The sequence below is a fragment of the Nocardiopsis changdeensis genome (assembly GCF_018316655.1).
Classification (GTDB): domain Bacteria; phylum Actinomycetota; class Actinomycetes; order Streptosporangiales; family Streptosporangiaceae; genus Nocardiopsis; species Nocardiopsis changdeensis.
Genome location: NZ_CP074133.1, coordinates 2337310 through 2353843, shown reverse-complemented (window position 1 = coordinate 2353843; position 16534 = coordinate 2337310). Strand labels below are relative to the sequence as shown.

General features: G+C 75.1%; 15 protein-coding genes and 1 pseudogene. 6 read left to right on the top strand and 10 right to left on the bottom strand.

Annotated elements, in window-relative coordinates:
• Nucleotides 1-5: 5 nt before the first annotated feature.
• Nucleotides 6-737 carry an HD domain-containing protein gene (locus tag KGD84_RS33695; protein ID WP_220560133.1) on the bottom strand — a complete coding sequence of 244 codons (732 nt, stop codon included), beginning with the start codon at nt 735-737 and terminating at the stop codon, nt 6-8.
• Between the two features lie 62 nt (nt 738-799).
• Nucleotides 800-1216 carry a VOC family protein gene (locus KGD84_RS10755; RefSeq protein WP_220560132.1) on the bottom strand — a complete coding sequence of 139 codons (417 nt, stop codon included), beginning with the start codon at nt 1214-1216 and terminating at the stop codon, nt 800-802.
• Nucleotides 1217-1298: 82 nt separating this feature from the next.
• Between KGD84_RS10755 and KGD84_RS10750 the strand changes: the two genes are divergently transcribed.
• Together KGD84_RS10750 and KGD84_RS10745 are read left to right on the top strand one after the other, a co-directional pair.
• On the top strand, nt 1299-1922 hold the full coding sequence (locus KGD84_RS10750) for a TetR/AcrR family transcriptional regulator (protein WP_220560131.1): 624 nt from the start codon (nt 1299-1301) through the stop codon (nt 1920-1922).
• Between the two features lie 17 nt (nt 1923-1939).
• The gene (locus KGD84_RS10745; RefSeq protein ID WP_220560130.1) at nt 1940-2434 is read left to right on the top strand and encodes a GbsR/MarR family transcriptional regulator; all 495 of its coding nucleotides are present in this window, start codon (nt 1940-1942) and stop codon (nt 2432-2434) included.
• 230 nt (nt 2435-2664) lie between these two features.
• Here the strand turns inward: KGD84_RS10745 and KGD84_RS10740 are convergent, their stop codons facing one another.
• The 5 genes from KGD84_RS10740 to KGD84_RS10720 form a co-directional block, all read right to left on the bottom strand.
• Nucleotides 2665-3447, bottom strand: a complete 783-nt coding sequence (locus KGD84_RS10740) for an ABC transporter ATP-binding protein (protein WP_220560129.1) — start codon at nt 3445-3447, stop codon at nt 2665-2667.
• Nucleotides 3444-4523 (bottom strand): FecCD family ABC transporter permease, encoded by a 1080-nt coding sequence (locus KGD84_RS10735; protein WP_220560127.1) that lies wholly within the window; start codon nt 4521-4523, stop codon nt 3444-3446. Before KGD84_RS10735 ends, KGD84_RS10740 begins: the two co-directional genes overlap by 4 nt.
• Complete coding sequence (locus KGD84_RS10730) at nt 4520-5485, bottom strand: FecCD family ABC transporter permease (protein ID WP_220565667.1); 966 nt, start codon at nt 5483-5485, stop codon at nt 4520-4522. Before KGD84_RS10730 ends, KGD84_RS10735 begins: the two co-directional genes overlap by 4 nt.
• A gap of 71 nt (nt 5486-5556) precedes the next feature.
• Nucleotides 5557-6585, bottom strand: a complete 1029-nt coding sequence (locus KGD84_RS10725) for an iron-siderophore ABC transporter substrate-binding protein (protein ID WP_220560126.1) — start codon at nt 6583-6585, stop codon at nt 5557-5559.
• A gap of 209 nt (nt 6586-6794) precedes the next feature.
• A complete protein-coding gene (locus KGD84_RS10720; RefSeq protein WP_220560125.1) occupies nt 6795-8480 on the bottom strand; it encodes a glycoside hydrolase family 13 protein in 1686 nt (561 codons plus the stop codon).
• Nucleotides 8481-8620: 140 nt separating this feature from the next.
• On the opposite strand from KGD84_RS10720, the gene KGD84_RS10715 reads away from it, so the two are divergent.
• A complete protein-coding gene (locus tag KGD84_RS10715) occupies nt 8621-9430 on the top strand; it encodes a cyclase family protein (RefSeq protein WP_220560124.1) in 810 nt (269 codons plus the stop codon).
• A 9-nt stretch (nt 9431-9439) separates the two neighbouring features.
• On the opposite strand, the gene KGD84_RS10710 is transcribed toward KGD84_RS10715, so the two are convergent.
• Both KGD84_RS10710 and clpX read right to left on the bottom strand, forming a co-directional pair.
• Nucleotides 9440-10645 carry a PP2C family protein-serine/threonine phosphatase gene (locus KGD84_RS10710; protein WP_220560123.1) on the bottom strand — a complete coding sequence of 402 codons (1206 nt, stop codon included), beginning with the start codon at nt 10643-10645 and terminating at the stop codon, nt 9440-9442.
• 97 nt (nt 10646-10742) lie between these two features.
• Nucleotides 10743-12019, bottom strand: a pseudogene (gene clpX / locus KGD84_RS10705) (ATP-dependent Clp protease ATP-binding subunit ClpX).
• 233 nt (nt 12020-12252) lie between these two features.
• On the opposite strand from clpX, the gene KGD84_RS10700 reads away from it, so the two are divergent.
• Genes KGD84_RS10700 through KGD84_RS10690 form a run of 3 tightly spaced genes read left to right on the top strand, consistent with a single transcriptional unit; the run spans nt 12253 to nt 15391 of the window.
• A complete protein-coding gene (locus tag KGD84_RS10700; RefSeq protein WP_220560121.1) occupies nt 12253-13362 on the top strand; it encodes an ATP-binding protein in 1110 nt (369 codons plus the stop codon).
• Entirely contained in the window at nt 13359-14621 is a 1263-nt protein-coding gene (locus KGD84_RS10695) for a vWA domain-containing protein (protein WP_220560120.1), read from the top strand. Before KGD84_RS10700 ends, KGD84_RS10695 begins: the two co-directional genes overlap by 4 nt.
• Before the next feature lie 17 nt (nt 14622-14638).
• Nucleotides 14639-15391, top strand: coding sequence for a hypothetical protein (locus tag KGD84_RS10690; RefSeq protein ID WP_260697209.1), 753 nt, complete (start codon nt 14639-14641; stop codon nt 15389-15391).
• Nucleotides 15392-15440: 49 nt separating this feature from the next.
• Here the strand turns inward: KGD84_RS10690 and KGD84_RS10685 are convergent, their stop codons facing one another.
• Nucleotides 15441-16529: a TetR/AcrR family transcriptional regulator gene (locus tag KGD84_RS10685; RefSeq protein WP_260697208.1), complete on the bottom strand. Its 1089-nt coding sequence runs from the start codon at nt 16527-16529 to the stop codon at nt 15441-15443.
• Between the last annotated feature and the right edge of the window lie 5 nt (nt 16530-16534).

Here is a 16534-nt window from a genome sequence, read left to right as displayed (position 1 = left end):
CCGGATCACTCCGCGCGCACGTCGACCGCCCGCCCGTCGGGGTCGGTGAACGTGTACCGGCCCGGGGCCAGGGCCGGGTCGGTGCGGTGCGCCGGGACCGCGAACCCCAGGCGCAGCGCGCCGGTGGCGCGCTCCCCCGTGGCCGGGTACAGCTCCAGCACCAGGCCGCCCGCCAGGACCGCCGCGTGGTGCTCGGGGCCGGAGCCGTGGCGCTCGCGGACGAAACGCAGGCCCAGCCCCTGGTAGAAGGTCCGGCACTCGTCCGGCCGCGGGCTGTACAGGACGATCAGCGTTCCCCGGCTCTCGGCGCCCTCTAGGACGGCGCGGGCCCGCGCGTACCTGGTGCGCAGCCGCTCCGACTGCTCGGCGGGCAGTGCCGCCAGCCGGGCCTCGTCGGAGTTGTGCGCGTTGTCGGCCAGCTTGACCAGGCGGCCCAGCGGGTCGGCGGCGGCGCGGGCGATGAGCTCGTCGTAGGTCTCGCCGGGGCGGCGGCTGACCGCGAGCACGGCGCGCACGACCTCCTCGGGGCAGCCGCGGGCGCGCAGGTCGTCGGCGGTGAGGTCGGTGTCCTCCAACACGTCGTGCAGGACCCCGGCCACCTGGGCGCGCTCGCCGTGGGCGGCCAGCAGGTCGCGGACCGCGTAGACGTGCTCCACATAGGGGCGGCCGGCCTTGTCGACCTGTCCGGCGTGCGCGCGGGCGGCCAGCTCCGAGGCCTGTTCCAGGGTAAGGGCCATGGTGTCGCCTCCGCTGGGTGGGACGGGGGTGGGGTGACACCAGGGTAGGCGGCGCGGCGGGCTCAGCGGTCCAGGAAGTTCGCGGCGTACTCCTCGCCGGGCGGGACCTCGGTGATGACGTCCACGAGGATCCCGCCGGGGTCGGCCACGATGAAGTGCCGCTGCCCGAACTCCTCGGTGCGGATCGCCAGTTCGGGGCGCAGGCCGCCGCGCACCACCAGGCGCTCCCACTCGGCGTCGACGTCGGCCACCTCGAAGTTCAGCAGGATCCCGCGGGCGGGCTCCCGGAAGCCCTCGGGGACGGTGGGGTGGGCGGGGTCCAGCAGGGCCAGCTCGACCTCGGGCGGGCCGGGCCGGCGCAGGCTGACGTACCAGTCGGCGGCGAAGGTCTCCTCGAAGCCGAACCAGGTGACGTAGAAGTCGCGGGACTCGGGGAGGCGGGCGGTGCCCAGGACCGGATAGAAGGAGTTCAGCTTCATGACGCTTCCTTTCACATACCAGCGGTATGCGAACTAGACTATTCGCGTACCGTCGGTATGTCAAAGATCGGAGGACCGCCCCATGCCCGAGGCCACCGGGGTCCGCGCCCGGCAGCGCGAACAGACCCGCCGCACCCTGCTCCGCGAGGGCCGCCGCCTGTTCGCCGAACACGGCTACGCCGAGGTCGGTCTCAGCGGTGTCGTGGCCGCGGCGAAGGTGACCAAGGGCGCGCTCTACCACCACTTCGACGGCAAGGCCGCGCTGTTCCGGGCGGTGCTGGAGGGGGTCCAGGAGGAGGTCGCCGCCGCCGTCGCCACCGCCGCCGACGCCGAGCCCGACCCCTGGGACCGGCTCACCGCCGGGTGCCGGGCCTTCCTCGCCGCCGCGACCGCGCCCGACGTCCGCCGGATCATGCTGGTCGACGGCCCGGCCGTGCTGGGCTGGAGCGCCTGGCGGGAGATGGACGAGGCCAACTCGGCCCGCCACCTCACCGAGGCGCTGACCGACCTGGTGGCGGCGGGGGTCCTGCCGCCCCGGCCGGTGGAGCCCGCGGCGCACCTGCTCTCCGGGGCGATGAACGAGGCCGCGCTGTGGCTGGCCGACCGCAGCGGCCCGGGCGACCTGGACGCGGTGTGGGAGGCGCTGGAGCCCATGCTGGAGTCGCTGCGCGCGGACCGCGCCCCGGGACCGCGGTCCGGGCGGTGACCGATAGGGTCGTGCCCATGCCGGAAGAGCGGGAGAACCAGGCGGAGCAGGGGTTCCGGGACGATTTCGTCCAACGCTTCGCGGACCACTGGAACGCCCAGGGCGGACCCCGCTCGGAGGGGCGCATCCTGGGCTACCTGCTGGTCGCCGACGACGAGGCGGTCAGTGCCGAGCAGATCGCCGAGGGGGCCGGGGTGAGCCGCGGCTCGGTGTCGGAGGCGGTGCGCCGGCTGCGCAAGGCCGGGTTCGTGGACCTGGTCGAGACACCCGGCGAGCGGACCCGCCGCGTCACCGTGGACGAGGACGTCTGGGGCGGGTTCCTGCGCAACGAGCGCGCCTACCTCCAGCGGCAGAAGGCGCTGGCGGCCGACGCCCTGGAGCGGCTGCCGGGGCTCAGGCCCCACGCCCGTGCCCGGCTGCGGAACATGCACGACTACATGACCTGGCTCGACGACCACCACGACGCGCTCCTCGCCCAGTGGGAGGAGTACAAGGCCGCCCGGGAGGGGTAGCCCGGGCGGCCTGCCCGCCCCGAACGGACACGGCACGCCCCACGGGGCGCCATGGCCGGACGGCCGCCGCCCTCGGCCTCCTCGGCCGAACACCACCGGCGTCCGGGCCCGCCCTCCCCCGAAGGAAGGCGGCATGCCCGCAAGGCACCGCAGCCGGGCGGCCGCCGCCCTCGGCCTCCTCGGCCGGGCGGCGCCGGTGTCCGGGGGCCGCGGGCGCCCCGGACGGGTGGTCAGGACCGCTCGTGCGGGATCACCAGCGGGGTCCGGGTGCGCGGGTCGGGCACCACGTCGCAGGACAGCCCGAACACCTCCCGCACCCGGTCGGCCGTGATGACCTCGTCGGGCGTGCCGTCGGCGACCACGCTCCCCCGGTCCATGAGCACCAGGCGGGTGGCGAACCGCGCCGCCTGGGCCAGGTCGTGCAGCACCGCGACCACGGTGCGGCCGCGCCGGTGCAGGTCGGCGAAGAGCTCCAGCAGGTCGTACTGGTGGGCGATGTCCAGGTAGGTGGTCGGCTCGTCCAGCAGCAGCACCCCGGTGTCCTGGGCCAGGACCATCGCCACCCACGCCCGCTGGCGCTGGCCGCCCGAGAGCGAGCCCACCCGGGTGTCGGCGAGGTCGGAGAGCCCGGTCAGCTCCAGGGCGCGGTCCACCGCCTCGTCGTCGGCCGGGCTCCACTGCCGCAGCAGCGTGTGGTGCGGGAACCGGCCGCGGGCGGCCAGTCCGCGCACCGTGATGCCCTCGGGCGCGGTGGGGCTCTGCGGCAGCATCGCCATCCGACGGGCGACCGCCTTGGCGCGCTGGGAGCGGATGTCGGTGCCGTGCAGCAGCACCCGGCCCGAGACCGGCCTGTTGATCCGCCCCAGGGCCTTGAGCAGGGTGGATTTGCCGCACCCGTTGGGGCCGACGATCACCGTGAACTCGCCGTCGGCGATGCTCAGGTCCAGGCCGCGCACGACCGGCTCGGCCCCGTACCCCAGGGTGAGGTCCTCGGCGGACAGTACCGGGCTCATAGGACTCCCTTTCGCCATTCGCGGATGAGCAGGTGGCCCAGGTAGACGCCGCCCAGGGCCATGGTGAAGAGGCCGACCGGCAGGCCGTCGCCGACGGGCGACTGCTGGACGCCCAGGTCCGCGGCGGCCAGCAGGAGGGCGCCGGTGACCGCGGACAGGACCAGGTGGGGCCCGGCCGCCCCGGTGAGGCGGCGGGCGATCTGCGGCGCGGTCAGCGCCACGAACGCGATCGGCCCGGCCACCGCCACGGCGGCCGCCGACAGCACCACCGACAGGCCGATGGCCAGGGTGCGGGTGCGGGCCGCGGAGGCGCCCAGGGCGTCGGAGAGCTCGTCGCCCATCTCGTTGACGGCCACGGGGCCGGCCAGGTACACCAGCAGCGGGACCGCGAGCAGGAGCGCTCCCCAGATGGTCGCGGCGTGGCCCCAGTCGCGGGCGCCCAGGCTGCCGTTGACGTAGGCCGACAGCACGTTCGCCTGGTCCCGGGCCATGACCGACACCACGAAGTGGGTGAAGGCCTGGGCCATGGCGGCCACGCCGATCCCGGCGACGATGAGCCGCCCGGGGTGGCGCAGCCCGGTCCCGGTGCTCAGCGCCACGAGGGCCATCGCCAGGACCGCCCCGGCCAGCGCGCCCAGCGGGATCGGTATGGTGCCGGGCAGCAGCAGGGCGGCGCAGGCCGCACCCGCCCCGGCCCCCGCGCCGAGCCCGATGACGTCGGGGCTGCCCAGCGGGTTGCGGGTGACCGACTGGAAGAGCGCGCCGGACAGGCCCAGCGCGGCGCCGGTGCCCAGGGCGACCGTCAGCCGGGGGCCGCGCAGGCGCTCGAACACGAACGCCTCGGCGCCCTCTCCCCCGCCGGCGACCACGGCGGGGATCCGGGTCAGCGGGATGCCGAGCCGCCCCAGGGAGAGCGTGGCGGCCGCGACGGCGAGCACCGCGAGCACCAGCAGCACCCCCCACAGCAGGGAGCGGGGGTGGACGGGCAGGGCCAGGGCCCGGCCCAGGCGCAGCACCGGGTCGCGGCGGGTGGCGGCCGGGGCCTGCGGGGCGGGTCCGGTGAGGGTTCGGTTCATGAGGTCGTCCGCATCTTCCGGACCGCGTACAGCAGCACGGGCGCGCCGACGAACGCGGTGACCACACCGACCATGAGCTCGATGGGCCGTATCACGGTGCGGCCCGCCACGTCGGCGAGCAGCAGCAGGACCGGGCCGGCCAGGAGCGCGAAGGGCACCTGGAGCCGGAAGTCGACGCCGACCAGGGCCCGCACCACGTGCGGGACGGCCAGGCCGACGAACGCGATGGGCCCGGCCGCGGCGGTGGCACCGGCGGCGAGCAGCACACCCGCCACCAGCCCGGCCGAGCGGGTCCAGGCCGTGTTGGCCCCGGTGGCGGTGGCCGCCTCCTCGCCCAGGGCCAGGGCGTTGAGGCCGCCCATGGTGAGCACGGCGAGCAGTACCCCGGCGCCGACGACCGGGAGCACGGCGACGATCACGTCGAAGCCGCGCCCGGCCAGGGAGCCCACCACCCAGTAGCGGTAGCTGTCGAAGGTGTCGGGCATGCTCAGCGCGATCGCCTGGACGTAGGCCATGAGCACGGCGGAGACCACGGCCCCGGCCAGGACCAGGCGGACCAGGCCCGCGTCGCCGCCGCGGCTGCCGACGGCGTAGGCGGCCAGGCCCGCCGCCAGCGCTCCGGGCAGCGCCCACCACACGGTGCCGGTGACCGAGGTCGGTCCGAACAGCGCGGTGGCGGTGACCACGGCGGCGGCCGCACCGGCGTTGACGCCGAGCAGCCCGGGGTCGGCCAGGGGGTTGCGGGTGACGCCCTGCATGAGGGTGCCCGCCAGGGCCAGGGCCGCGCCGACCAGGACGCCCAGGACGGTCCGGGGGACGCGGCTGTGCACCACGGTGGTGATGTAGGGGTCGGCATCACCGGTGAGCACCCGCCACACGTCGGGGAGCGGTGTGGGCTTGCCGCCCGCGACGAGGCTGAGCAGGATCGCCCCGGCCAGCGCGGCGACGCCCGCGCCGAGCATGAGCACGGCGCGGGCGGGGCCGGTCCGGGGCGGCGTCGTGCGTGTTCTCACAATCGCCTTACCGGTGCGTGTCAGCCGTCGAGGTTCGCGGCGGCCTCTTCGATGAGGGGCACGTAGCGCTCCAGCGTCCAGGGGACGGTGAGCGGGTTGATGATGGAGGAGGCGGTGACGAAGGGCTGGTCCTCGGGGGCGACGACGGAGCCGCGTTCGACGGCGGGGATCGCCTGGTACAGCTCCTGGGCCTCGATCTCCTCGCGGTTCTCGGGGCTGCTGTAGAAGGTGAAGACCAGGTCGCTGTCGGCGAGCTTGTCGGCGTTCTCCAGGCCGATGACGGCGGAGTCGGTGCCCTCGGTCTCGGGGAAGGTCTCGACGACCGGGTCGACCTGCAGGCCCAGGCCGCGGACCATGGCGACGCGCTGCTCGTCGGGCAGGAAGACACCGAGGGTGCCGGGGCCGGTGTTGTACACGTAGGAGAAGGTCAGGTCCGCGAACTCGGGGTTGGCCGCGGCGGCCTCCTCGAACTGCGTCTCGATGCCCTCGATGAGCTCCCCGGCCTCCTCGGGCTTGCCCAGGGCCTGCCCGATGATCTCGATCTGCTGGTCCCAGTCGGTGCTCCAGGGCAGGTCGGGGTAGGCGACCGTGGGGGCGATGTCGGTGAGGACGTCGTACTGCTCCTGGGTGACACCGGACCAGGGGGCGAGGATGACGTCGGGCTCCAGCTCGATGATGGCCTCGAAGTCGATGTCGTCGGCCCCGGCGAACTGGGTGGGCGGCTCGGCTCCGGCCTCGGTCACGGCCTCGTGGATCCAGGGGAGGTAGCCGGTCTCGTCGCTGCCCCACTCGTAGCTCTCGATGCCGACGGGGACGGTGCCCAGGGCGATGGCGGTCTCCGCGGAGCCCTGGCCCAGGGTGACGACCCGCTCGGGCTGGGCGGGGATCTCGGCGGTGCCCAGGGCGCTCTCGATGCTGACGGGGAAGGCGCCGTCGGCCGATTCCGCGGCGGGGGCCTCCTCCTCGGCGGGGGTCCCGCAGGCGGCGAGGCCCAGGGTCAGCAGGGCCGCGATTCCGATGCCGCCGGCGCGGCGCAGGGTGGAGTCCATGTGCACAGGTGCTTTCTCGGTGAGGATCGGCCGCGCTTTGGGCAGGCGACCGCTGCGCACGGGTCGGGAGACCCGGGGGAGGCGCAAAGGGGCGAAGCGGGATGATCCCGGCAAACGAAGGTTAGTCTAACCTCACCTGGCCCGCATTTCAAAAAAGTTGAAATCACCGGGACGGCGGCCACCGCAGGTCACCGGCGCGCACGCCGGGTTCAGCGCGACAGGAGCACGCGCGACTCCCAGGGCCGCAGCGGCGCGAACACCCCCTCCTCCGCCGCCGGGTGTGTGCCCAGCAGGAGCTCCGGACGGGGGCCCGCGACGGCCGGGGCGGCGTCCACCGCCACCGTGTCCGCGCTCCAGTTGGCGAGCACCGTCAGCACCGTGCCGTCCAGCGTTCGGGTGTAGGCGTACAGGGCCGGGTGCTCGGGCAGCAGCGGGGTGTAGGCCCCGTGGACGACCACCGGGTGCTCCTTGCGCAGCGCGATGAGCCGCCGGTAGTGGTGGAACACCGAGTCGGGGTCGGCCAGCGCCGCCTCGGCGTTGACCTCCGTGTGGTCGGGGTTGACCGCGATCCACGGGGTGCCGGTGGTGAACCCGGCGTTCGGCGAGGCGTCCCACTGCATCGGGGTGCGCGCGTTGTCCCGGCTCATCCGGGCGATCCCCGCCATCACCCGCGCCTCGTCGGCCCCCGCGGCCATCGCGTGGAGGTAGTGGTTGTGGGTCTCCACGTCGCGGTACTCGGAGATGTCGGAGAAGCCGGCGTTGGCCATCCCCAGCTCCTCGCCCTGGTAGACGTACGGGGTCCCCTTCATCATGTGCAGCGTGGTGGCCAGGGTCTTGGCCGAGGCCGTCCGGTGCTCGCCGTCGTCGCCGAACCGGGACACCGCCCGGGGCTGGTCGTGGTTGTTCAGGTAGAGGCTGTTCCACCCCCGGTCGGCCAGCCCGAGCTGCCAGCGGTCCAGGGAGCCCTTGAGGCGGCGCAGGTCCAGCGGCACCCGGTCGAACTTGCCGCCGGGCCCGTGGTCGAGGTCCACGTGCTCGAACTGGAACACCATGGACACCTCCCCGTCCACCGGATCGGTGTGCGCCCGGGCCTGCTCCACGCTCACCCCGGGCATCTCCCCCACCGTGAGCACGTCCCGCCCGGCGAAGGCGGCGTCGCGCAGCTCGCCGAGGAACTCGTGCAGTCGCGGCCCGTTGATGGAGTACTCCGCGAACAGGCCGTACCCGCTCCCGGGGGGCACGGGGCCGTCGGGCAGCCCGGGGGCCTTGGACACGAAGTTGACGACGTCCATCCGGAACCCGTCGGCGCCCCGGTCCAGCCACCAGCGGGCGATGTCGTGCACCTGCTCGCGGACCTTGGGGTTCTCCCAGTTCAGGTCGGGCTGGTTGCGGGTGAACAGGTGCAGGAAGTACTCACCGGTGGCGTCGTCGCGGGTCCAGGCCGGGCCGGAGAAGACGGAGCCCCAGTTGTTGGGCGGGCCGTCGCCGCGGCCCGGGCGCCAGAAGTAGAAGTCGCGGTAGGGGGAGTCCCGCGACGCCCGGGAGTCGGCGAACCAGGGGTGCTCGTCGCTGGTGTGGTTGACGACCAGGTCCATGACGAGCCGCATGCCGCGCTCGTGCAGGCCGTCGCGCAGCCGGTCCCAGTCGGCCAGGGTCCCGAACCGGGGGTGGATGCCGAGGTAGTCGCTGATGTCGTAGCCGTTGTCGGCCAGGGGCGAGGGGTACACCGGCGACAGCCACACCACGTCCACGCCGAGGGTGTGCAGGTAGTCGAGCCGGTCGATGACGCCGGGCAGGTCGCCCAGGCCGTCGCCGTCCGCGTCCTGGAAGCTGCTCGGGTAGATCTGGTACACGACGGCGGACTTCCACCAGGGGTCGGCGGGGGTCTGGGGCATCGGCGTCTCCGGGTTCGCAGGGGTCCTCGCCCCTGCTTCCTGCCCCGCCCCGCCCCCGGCCGAACCCCCGCCCGGCCCGGTAGGGTGGCAGCGCCCGCGGGCCGGGCGTACCGCGGTGGAGCGAGCGCGAGGGGTGGCACATGTGTCTGCACGGAACCGGTGAGACCGTCCGGGCCCGGACGGCCGGGGACGCCGCCGCCACCGCCTCCGCGGGGGGACGGCCCCCGGCGGAGCCCCCCGCGTGGCCGCGGGGGTACCGGCACGTCGCCGACCTCAGCCACGTGATCACCCCGTCCCTGCCGGGGTGGGACGACGAGAAGCCGCGCCGGGAGACGGTCTCCGGGCCCGCCCCCGACGGCGAGTTCGGGTTCTACGTGCAGCGGTGGACACTGGGCGAGCACACCGGCACCCACCTGGACGCGCCCGGCCACGTGATCGGCGGGGGCAGGATGGTGCCGGACATCCGCCCCGAGGAACTGGTGGCGCCCGCCGCGGTGATCGACATCTCCGCCCGGGCCGCCGAGGACCCCGACACCTCCGTGACGGTGGACGACGTGCTGGCGTTCGAGCACGCGCACGGGGAGATCCCGCGCGGCGCCGCGGTGCTCATGCACTCGGGGTGGAGCGCCCGCTGGGAACGGGGCGACGCCGCGGTGCGCGGTACGGACGGGGACGGGTCGTGGCACTTCCCCGGGTTCTCGGCGGAGGCCTGCGACTTCCTGATCTCCCGGCGGGGCATCGTCGGCACCGGGGTGGACACGCTCAGCACCGACCCGGCCGTGTCCGCGGCGTTCGAGGCCCACGAGGTGGTGGGCCGCGCCGACCGGTGGGGCCTGGAGGCGCTGCGGGGCCTGGACCGGCTGCCTCCCGCGGGCGCCCTGCTCACCGTCGGCGTGCTGCCGGGCGCGGACGCCTCCGGCGGGCCCAGCCGGGTCCTGGCCCTGTGGTGAGCGTGCGGCTCACGCCTGCGGGGTCCGGTCCGCGCCGGGCCCGTCGGGGGTCCACTCCAGCAGCACGATGGTGGCGTCGTCGGTGAAGCTGCCGCGCTGGTGGTCGTGGATGGCGTGGATGAGCCGCCGCAGTGTCTCGGGGGCGGGCTCCTCGGCGGAGGTGGCGCGGATGATGAAGTCGGCGAACCGTTCCAGGCCGAACATGCGGCCCTGCCCGTCGTGGGCCTCGGTCACCCCGTCGGTGTAGAGCAGGACCTGGTCCCCCGGTTCGAGCCGGAGCTCGTGGACGGTGCGCGCGGTGCCCGCGCCGATCTCGGCCAGCCCCAGGGGGAGCTCGGAGTCGCGTTCCAGGGCGCCCGGGGCCAGCCGCCCCTTGCGGATGAGCAGCGGGGCGGGGTGGGCGCAGTTGACCCACGAGAACAGGCCGTTGCCCAGGTTCAGGGTGGCGAAGACGCCCGTGCAGAAGCGTTCGGGCAGCCAGGCGGTGAGCGCCTCCTCCACCTCGGCGGTGAGCTCCCTCAGCCCCGCGCCGTTGCGGCGGGCGCTGCGGGCGCCGGCCATGGCCACGGACGCGGTCAGGCCGGAGGCGAGGTCGTGGCCCATCGCGTCGAGGATGGCCACGTGCAGGACGTCCTTGGTGAGGGAGTGGTCGAAGGCGTCGCCGCCCAGCTCGTAGGCGGGTTCCAGGACGGCGGTGGAGATGCCGCGGGCGGTGCCCAGGGTGCGGGGCGGCAGGAAGGCGCGCAGCATCTCGGTGCGCAGGTGCACCGGGCGGGTGCGGGTGTGGCGGGCGTAGGTGTCGCTGTAGGCGCGTTTGGACGTGATGACCAGGCCCAGCAGGGAGGCCAGGGTCTGGCAGCGGCGCAGGGTGGGCTCGTCCAGGAAGGGGGCGCACACGCACAGGACGCCCATGCGGTCGACGCCGTCGCGCAGCGGCAGCCACAGCTCCAGCCAGCCCTCGGCCTCGACCAGGCGCAGGGTCTCGGAGCGGTAGGCGCTGCCCGCGGTGGTGCCGTCCACGGGGAGGGGCTCGCCCTCGGTGAGCGGGACCAGCAGGCGCTGCTGGATGTCGACCACGTAGACGATGATCCGGCCCAGGCCGATGGCCGCGGCGTAGGACTCGACCGCCTCCAGGACCTCCAGCGGCCCCCGGTCGTGCACCGACCGGACCAGCTCGTCGAACAGGTACTCGCCCTCCGGGTCCGTCAGAGCCATGCGCACCACCACCCCCTTGCGCCATCTCACACCACGAACGCGGCGAAGGGGCGGTGGCGGGCCCGCGTGTCCCCGGTCCGGGGCGCGGGGCGAGGTGTCAGGCGGACTTCTTGCGGTGCTCGGGCTCGATCTGCGCCCGCGGCACGATCGTCGGATTCACGTTGTCGATCACCGTCTCCCGCGAAATGATCACCCGACCCACATCCTCACGAGACGGCACCTCGTACATCACCGACAACAACACCTCCTCGATGATCGCCCGCAACCCACGCGCACCCGTCCCCCGAATGATCCCCTGCTCCGCGATCGCCTCCAACGCGTCCGGCGTGAACTCCAACCCCACACCGTCCAACTCGAACAACCGCTGATACTGCTTCACCAACGCATTACGCGGCTCCGTCAGAATCCGGATCAACGCCCCCCGATCCAGATCATGCACACTCGTGATCACCGGCAACCGCCCGATGAACTCCGGAATCATCCCGAACTTCAACAGGTCCTCCGGCATCACCTCACCGAAACCGCCCCCGCCAACTCCTCCTTCGACCGCAACACCGCGTTGAACCCCATCCCCTGCCGCCCCGTACGCGACTCGATGATCTTGTCCAACCCCGCAAACGCCCCACCACAGATGAACAGCACATTCGTCGTATCGATCTGAATGAACTCCTGATGAGGATGCTTCCGCCCACCCTGCGGAGGCACACTCGCCGTCGTCCCCTCCAAGATCTTCAACAACGCCTGCTGCACACCCTCCCCCGACACATCCCGCGTGATCGACGGATTCTCACTCTTCCGAGCGACCTTGTCCACCTCGTCGATGTAGATGATCCCCGTCTCGGCCTTCTTCACGTCGTAATCGGCCGCCTGGATCAACTTCAACAGGATGTTCTCCACATCCTCACCGACATACCCCGCCTCCGTCAGCGCCGTCGCATCGGCGATCGCGAACGGCACGTTCAAAATCCGCGCCAGCGTCTGCGCCAACAACGTCTTGCCCGACCCCGTCGGACCCAACAGCAGGATGTTCGACTTCGCGATCTCCACATCCTCACCACCCGGACGCTCCCCCTCCGAGCGCACCCGCTTGTAGTGGTTGTAGACCGCCACCGACAACGCCTTCTTCGCCTGCTCCTGCCCGATCACATACGAATCCAGGAACTCGTAGATCTCCCGCGGCTTGGGCAACGCATCCCAGGAGTCCTCGGCGGGGAGGACGGCGTCCTCCTCCTCCATGATCTCGTTGCACAGGCCGACGCACTCGTCGCAGATGCAGATATGGCCGGGGCCCGCGATGAGCCTGCGGACCTCACTCTGGTCCTTGCCGCAGAACGAGCACTTGAGCAGGGGCCCGTCGGCACCGGTGCGTGTCACTGAACGTCTCCTCACGGGCTGGGGCGCAGGCCCCGTCGCGGGGGACGCCTCCGTCCTCCACGCTACCCCGGTTCGGAGACCGCGCAATCCAGCCGCCGGAGCCGTGAGCGGGGGCGCGGCCGTCCAACGGAAGTCAACTGGGGTTGACTTCCCCGAGAAGTCAACCTAGGTTGACTCATGTCGGGGCCGTCCGCGGCCCCGCCACGCATCCGCACCCGGCCCCGGAGGACCCCGTGAAGGACACCGCCCGCACCCGCACCGCGCTCGCCCTGGCCGTGCGCGCGAACCTGCCGGTCCTGCTGTGGGGCGCCCCCGGCACCGGCAAGACCGCGTCCGTGCTCGCCCTGGGGCGCGAGCTGGACCTGCCCGTGGAGGTGGTCGTCGGCTCCGTCCGCGAGCCGGGGGACTTCTCCGGCCTTCCCGTCGTGCATGAGGGCGGCACCCGGTTCGCCCCGCCCCGCTGGGCCGAGCGGCTGGCCGCGGCCGGGGAGGGCCTGCTCTTCCTGGACGAGCTGACCACCGCGCCGCCGGCCGTGCAGGCCGCGATGCTGCGCGTCCTGCTGGAGCGCACCGTCGGCGACCTCGTGCTGCCCGCCGGGGTGCGGATCGTGGCCGCGGCCAACCCGCCCGGCCTGGCCGCCGACGGCTGGGAGCTGTCGGCCCCGCTGGCCAACCGCCTGGTCCACCTGGACCGGGAGGTGTCCGCCGCCGAGATCGCCGCGGGGTTCGCGCACGGGTTCCCCGCCTCCGGCGCCGGGGAGGCGGTGGCACCGTCCGCGGAGCAGGCCGCGGCGGCCCGCTCGGCGGTGGGGGCGTTCCTGCGGGTGCGCCCCGAACTGGTGCTCGCCGTTCCCGGCGACCCGGCCGCCGCGGGCCGGGGGTGGCCCAGTCCGCGCAGCTGGGAGGCGGCCGCGCTGGCGCTGGCCGCCGGACGGGCCAACCCCGGGGCACCGGACGTGGAGGCGGCGGTGGCCGCCCTGGTGACGGGCGCGGTGGGCGAGGCCGCCGGGTTCGAGGTGCTGTCGTGGCTGCGCACCCTGGACCTGCCCTCGCCCGAAAGCCTCCTGGCCGACCCCGGCCTGCCGCTGCCGGACCGGGCCGACCGGCTGCACGCCCTGCTGGGCGCCCTGGTCGCCCACGTGGCGGCCGACGGCGGCGCCCCCGCGTGGGAGCGGGCCTGGGAGGTGGTCGCCCGTGTCTCCCGGAACGTGCCGGACGTGGCGGCCGCGGCCGCGCGCGACCTGGCGGCCCGCCGGCCGGCGGGGGCGGTCCCGCCCGCGGCGCTGCTGGAACTGGCCCCGGTGCTGCGCGCGGCCGGGCTCATGCCCGGGGAGGCGGCGTGAACGACCACGCGGCGCGGACCGCCGACCGGTTCGCCGCGGCCCGCCTGTGGGCGGCCGCCCAGGCGCCCTACCTGGCCCACGCCCTGTTCTCGCTCACCCCGGTCGTGCTGGAGCCGCGCCGGGACGAGGAGACCGGGGAGCCCGTACCCGACCCCGACTTCCGCGCCTTTCCGACCGACCCGGGCTGGCGGGTCCACATCGACCCCGGCACCGCGCTGGCCGTGCCGGTGCGGGAGTTCGGGTGGTGGCTGCTGCACGGTGTGGGGCACCTGGTGCGCCGCCACGCCGACCGCGTCCCGGAGGGGGCCGCGGACCCCGGCGGTCCGGCGGCCCGGTGGTGGAACCGGGCCGCCGACGCCGAGGTCAACGACGACCTGGAGGCGGCCGGGCTGGAGTCCCCCGCCGGCGTGGTCTCGCCCCGGGCCCTGGGCCTGCCCCCGGGGCGGCTGGCCGAGGAGTACCTGTCGGAGATCGAGGTGCTGGACGAGGCACAGGCGCGCGGCGGGCGGCCGGTGGCCGCGCTGGTGGACTGCGGCCGTTCGGCGGACGGACTGGCACGGTCCTACGAGCTCGCCGGCGGCGGCGCCCTGTCCGATGTGGAACGGGCGGTGCTGGAAGCGGCGCTGGCCCGCGACATCGTCGCGCGGGCCGCCGCGCGCTCGGACGTCCCGGGCGGCTGGGAGCGCTGGGCGCGGGAGCGGCTGCGGCCCGCGGTGGACTGGCGGGCCCGGCTGGGGGCGGTCCTGCGGCGCGGGGTGTACCACGGCGCGGGGCGGGTGGACTTCACCTACCGCAGGCCCGCGCGCAGGCAGGGGCCGCCGGGGCCGCACGGCCGGGTGCTGCTGCCCGCGACGGCCGCGCCCGTCCCCGACGTGGCGGTCGTGGTGGACACCTCGGGCAGCGTCGGCGACGCGGTGCTGCGGCGGCTGGTGTCGGAGGTCGCCGGGGTGCTGGAGCGCGCCTGCGGCCGCCGGCGGCTGCGGGTGATCTGCTGCGACCGGCACGCCCACCCGGTGCAGACGGTGCGCCGGGTGGAGGAGGTGCGGCTGGTCGGCGGGGGCGGCACCGATCTGCGCGAGGGGATCGCCGCGGCCGCCGGCCTGCGCCCCGACCTGGTACTGGTGCTCACGGACGGGGACACGCCGTGGCCGGACACGCCGCCCCGGATGCCGGTGGTCGTCGGCCTGGTCGCCGGGGGCGCGGCTCCGGAACCGCCCGCCTGGGCGCACGTGGTGCCGCTGCCCGGGGACGCGGACTAGAAGAGAGGGGACATCCCGTGGAGACGTTGTCCGACCCCGACGGCCCGGAACGGCCGGAGGACCTGCACGAGTGGACCGCGCGCGGCTACGAGGTGGGCGAGGCCCGGCGGTGGATCGGCGCCGGGTTCGCGCTGGCCGACGCCGACCGGTGGCGGACCGCGGGGGTGTACCGGCCCGGCCCCGCCCTGTCCTGGCGCACCGCCGGGCTGACCCCGTACACGGTGCGGCCCCTGCTGCGGGCCGGGATGGCGCCGCGGGAGGCGGTGCGCTGGCACGAGCTGGGGTACTCGCACGCGGAGGCGGCCGAGCGGCACCTGGCGGGCGAGCGCCCGCACCCGCGGAGCGCGGTGCGCCGGATGCTGCACCGGCTGCTGCGCGGTTCCCCGGCCCCCTCCCCCGAGGACGGGGGCGCCGAGGCGATGGGGGCGCTGCTGGCCGCCGGGATCGGTCCGGCCGCCGCGCGCCCCTTCGCCGACACCGGCTGGGCCGGGCCGGAAGCGGTGCCCTGGGCCCGGGCCGGGATCGACCCGGCACGGGCGCTGATCCTGCGCGAGCTGGGGTTCACGGCCGCCGAGGCCCGCTCCCTCGGTGCCGACGCGGTGGAGCTGCTGCGCGCGTGGTGGGACGCGGGCGTCCCGCGCGGCGAGGTCGCCGCGTGGGCGGTGGCGGGGTTCGCCCCCGCCGAGGCCGCCCGCCTGCGCGCCCGCGGTGTGGACCCCGAACGCGCCCGCGTCCTGCGGGCCCTCGGCGGCGACACCGGGCGGGGGTGAGCGGCGCCTCCGGGGCGGCGGTCCCGGGCGGGGCCGCCGCCCCGGGCGGTCAAGAGCCGGCAGGGGTGCGGGCGGCGGCCACGGCGTGGGCCGCCCGCGCGCCGGCGGCGCGGGCGGTGATCCGACCGCCGCCGACGCGCACCGCCACCTCGGTGTCCTCCGCCGCGGCCGCCCCGACCGCGGCCGCCACGGCGCCGGCGGCGTCCAGGACCAGCCGTGCCCGGGGGACGGCGCGGGCGGGGAAGGCCGCGGCCAGGTGGCGGTACAGGTCCGCCAGGAAGGCGTGCAGCAGCGGCCCGTGCTCGGCGGGGTCGTCGGTGGCCAGGACCGCGGTGACCGCGTCGGTGTCGGCGGCGGCGCGCAGCGCGTCCTCGACGGCCTCCAGGCGGCCCGGCCCCAGGACGGCCACCACGCCGTCGGCACCGAACCCGACCCGCTCGCCGGTGGCCGGGTCGACCGCCTCCGGGGGCTCCCAGGGGTCGTCGGCGGGCTCGGCCGGGCCGATGTGGGCCAGGTGGGGCGGCTCGGGGTCGTCCAGGTCCAGCCCCGCCAGGTGCTCACAGGTCCGGATGACGGTGAAGGGGTCCACCGTGCCCGGGGCGACGGCGGCGGTGCGCTCGGCGCCGTGGAGCACGGTGAGGACGGCCCGCGCCTGCCGGACCCGGCGGCGGCCGTCGCCGGCCAGGGCCTCCAGGGACAGGGCGAGCAGGACGGCCTCCACTTTGACCAGCTGCGCGAAGAGGCCGCGCACCGGGGCGTCGGAGAGCACTTCCGGGGTGAGCCCGGCCGCGGTGCCCAGCGGCTCGTCGGAGCCGGTGAGCGGGACGCGGGAGAGCCGGGCCCGGGCGAAGGCCCCCAGCGCGGCCGCCGGGTCGGCGGGGCCGGGGGCGTCCGCCGGGGGCCGGGACGGGTCGCGGGCGGGGTCGGAGCGTTCGGCGGCGTCGGCCAGCACCGAGAAGTACAGGGCGCGCTTGCCCGGGAAGTTGGAGTACACCGCCCCCCGCGTGAGGTCGGCCCGGGCGGCGATGCCGTCGATCCTGGCGTCGTGGAACCCCCTCTCGGCGAACTCCTCCGCGGCGGCGGCCAGCACCCGCGCGCGGTTGCGGGCCTGCTGCTGCGCCCTCGTGAGCCGGACCATGCCCC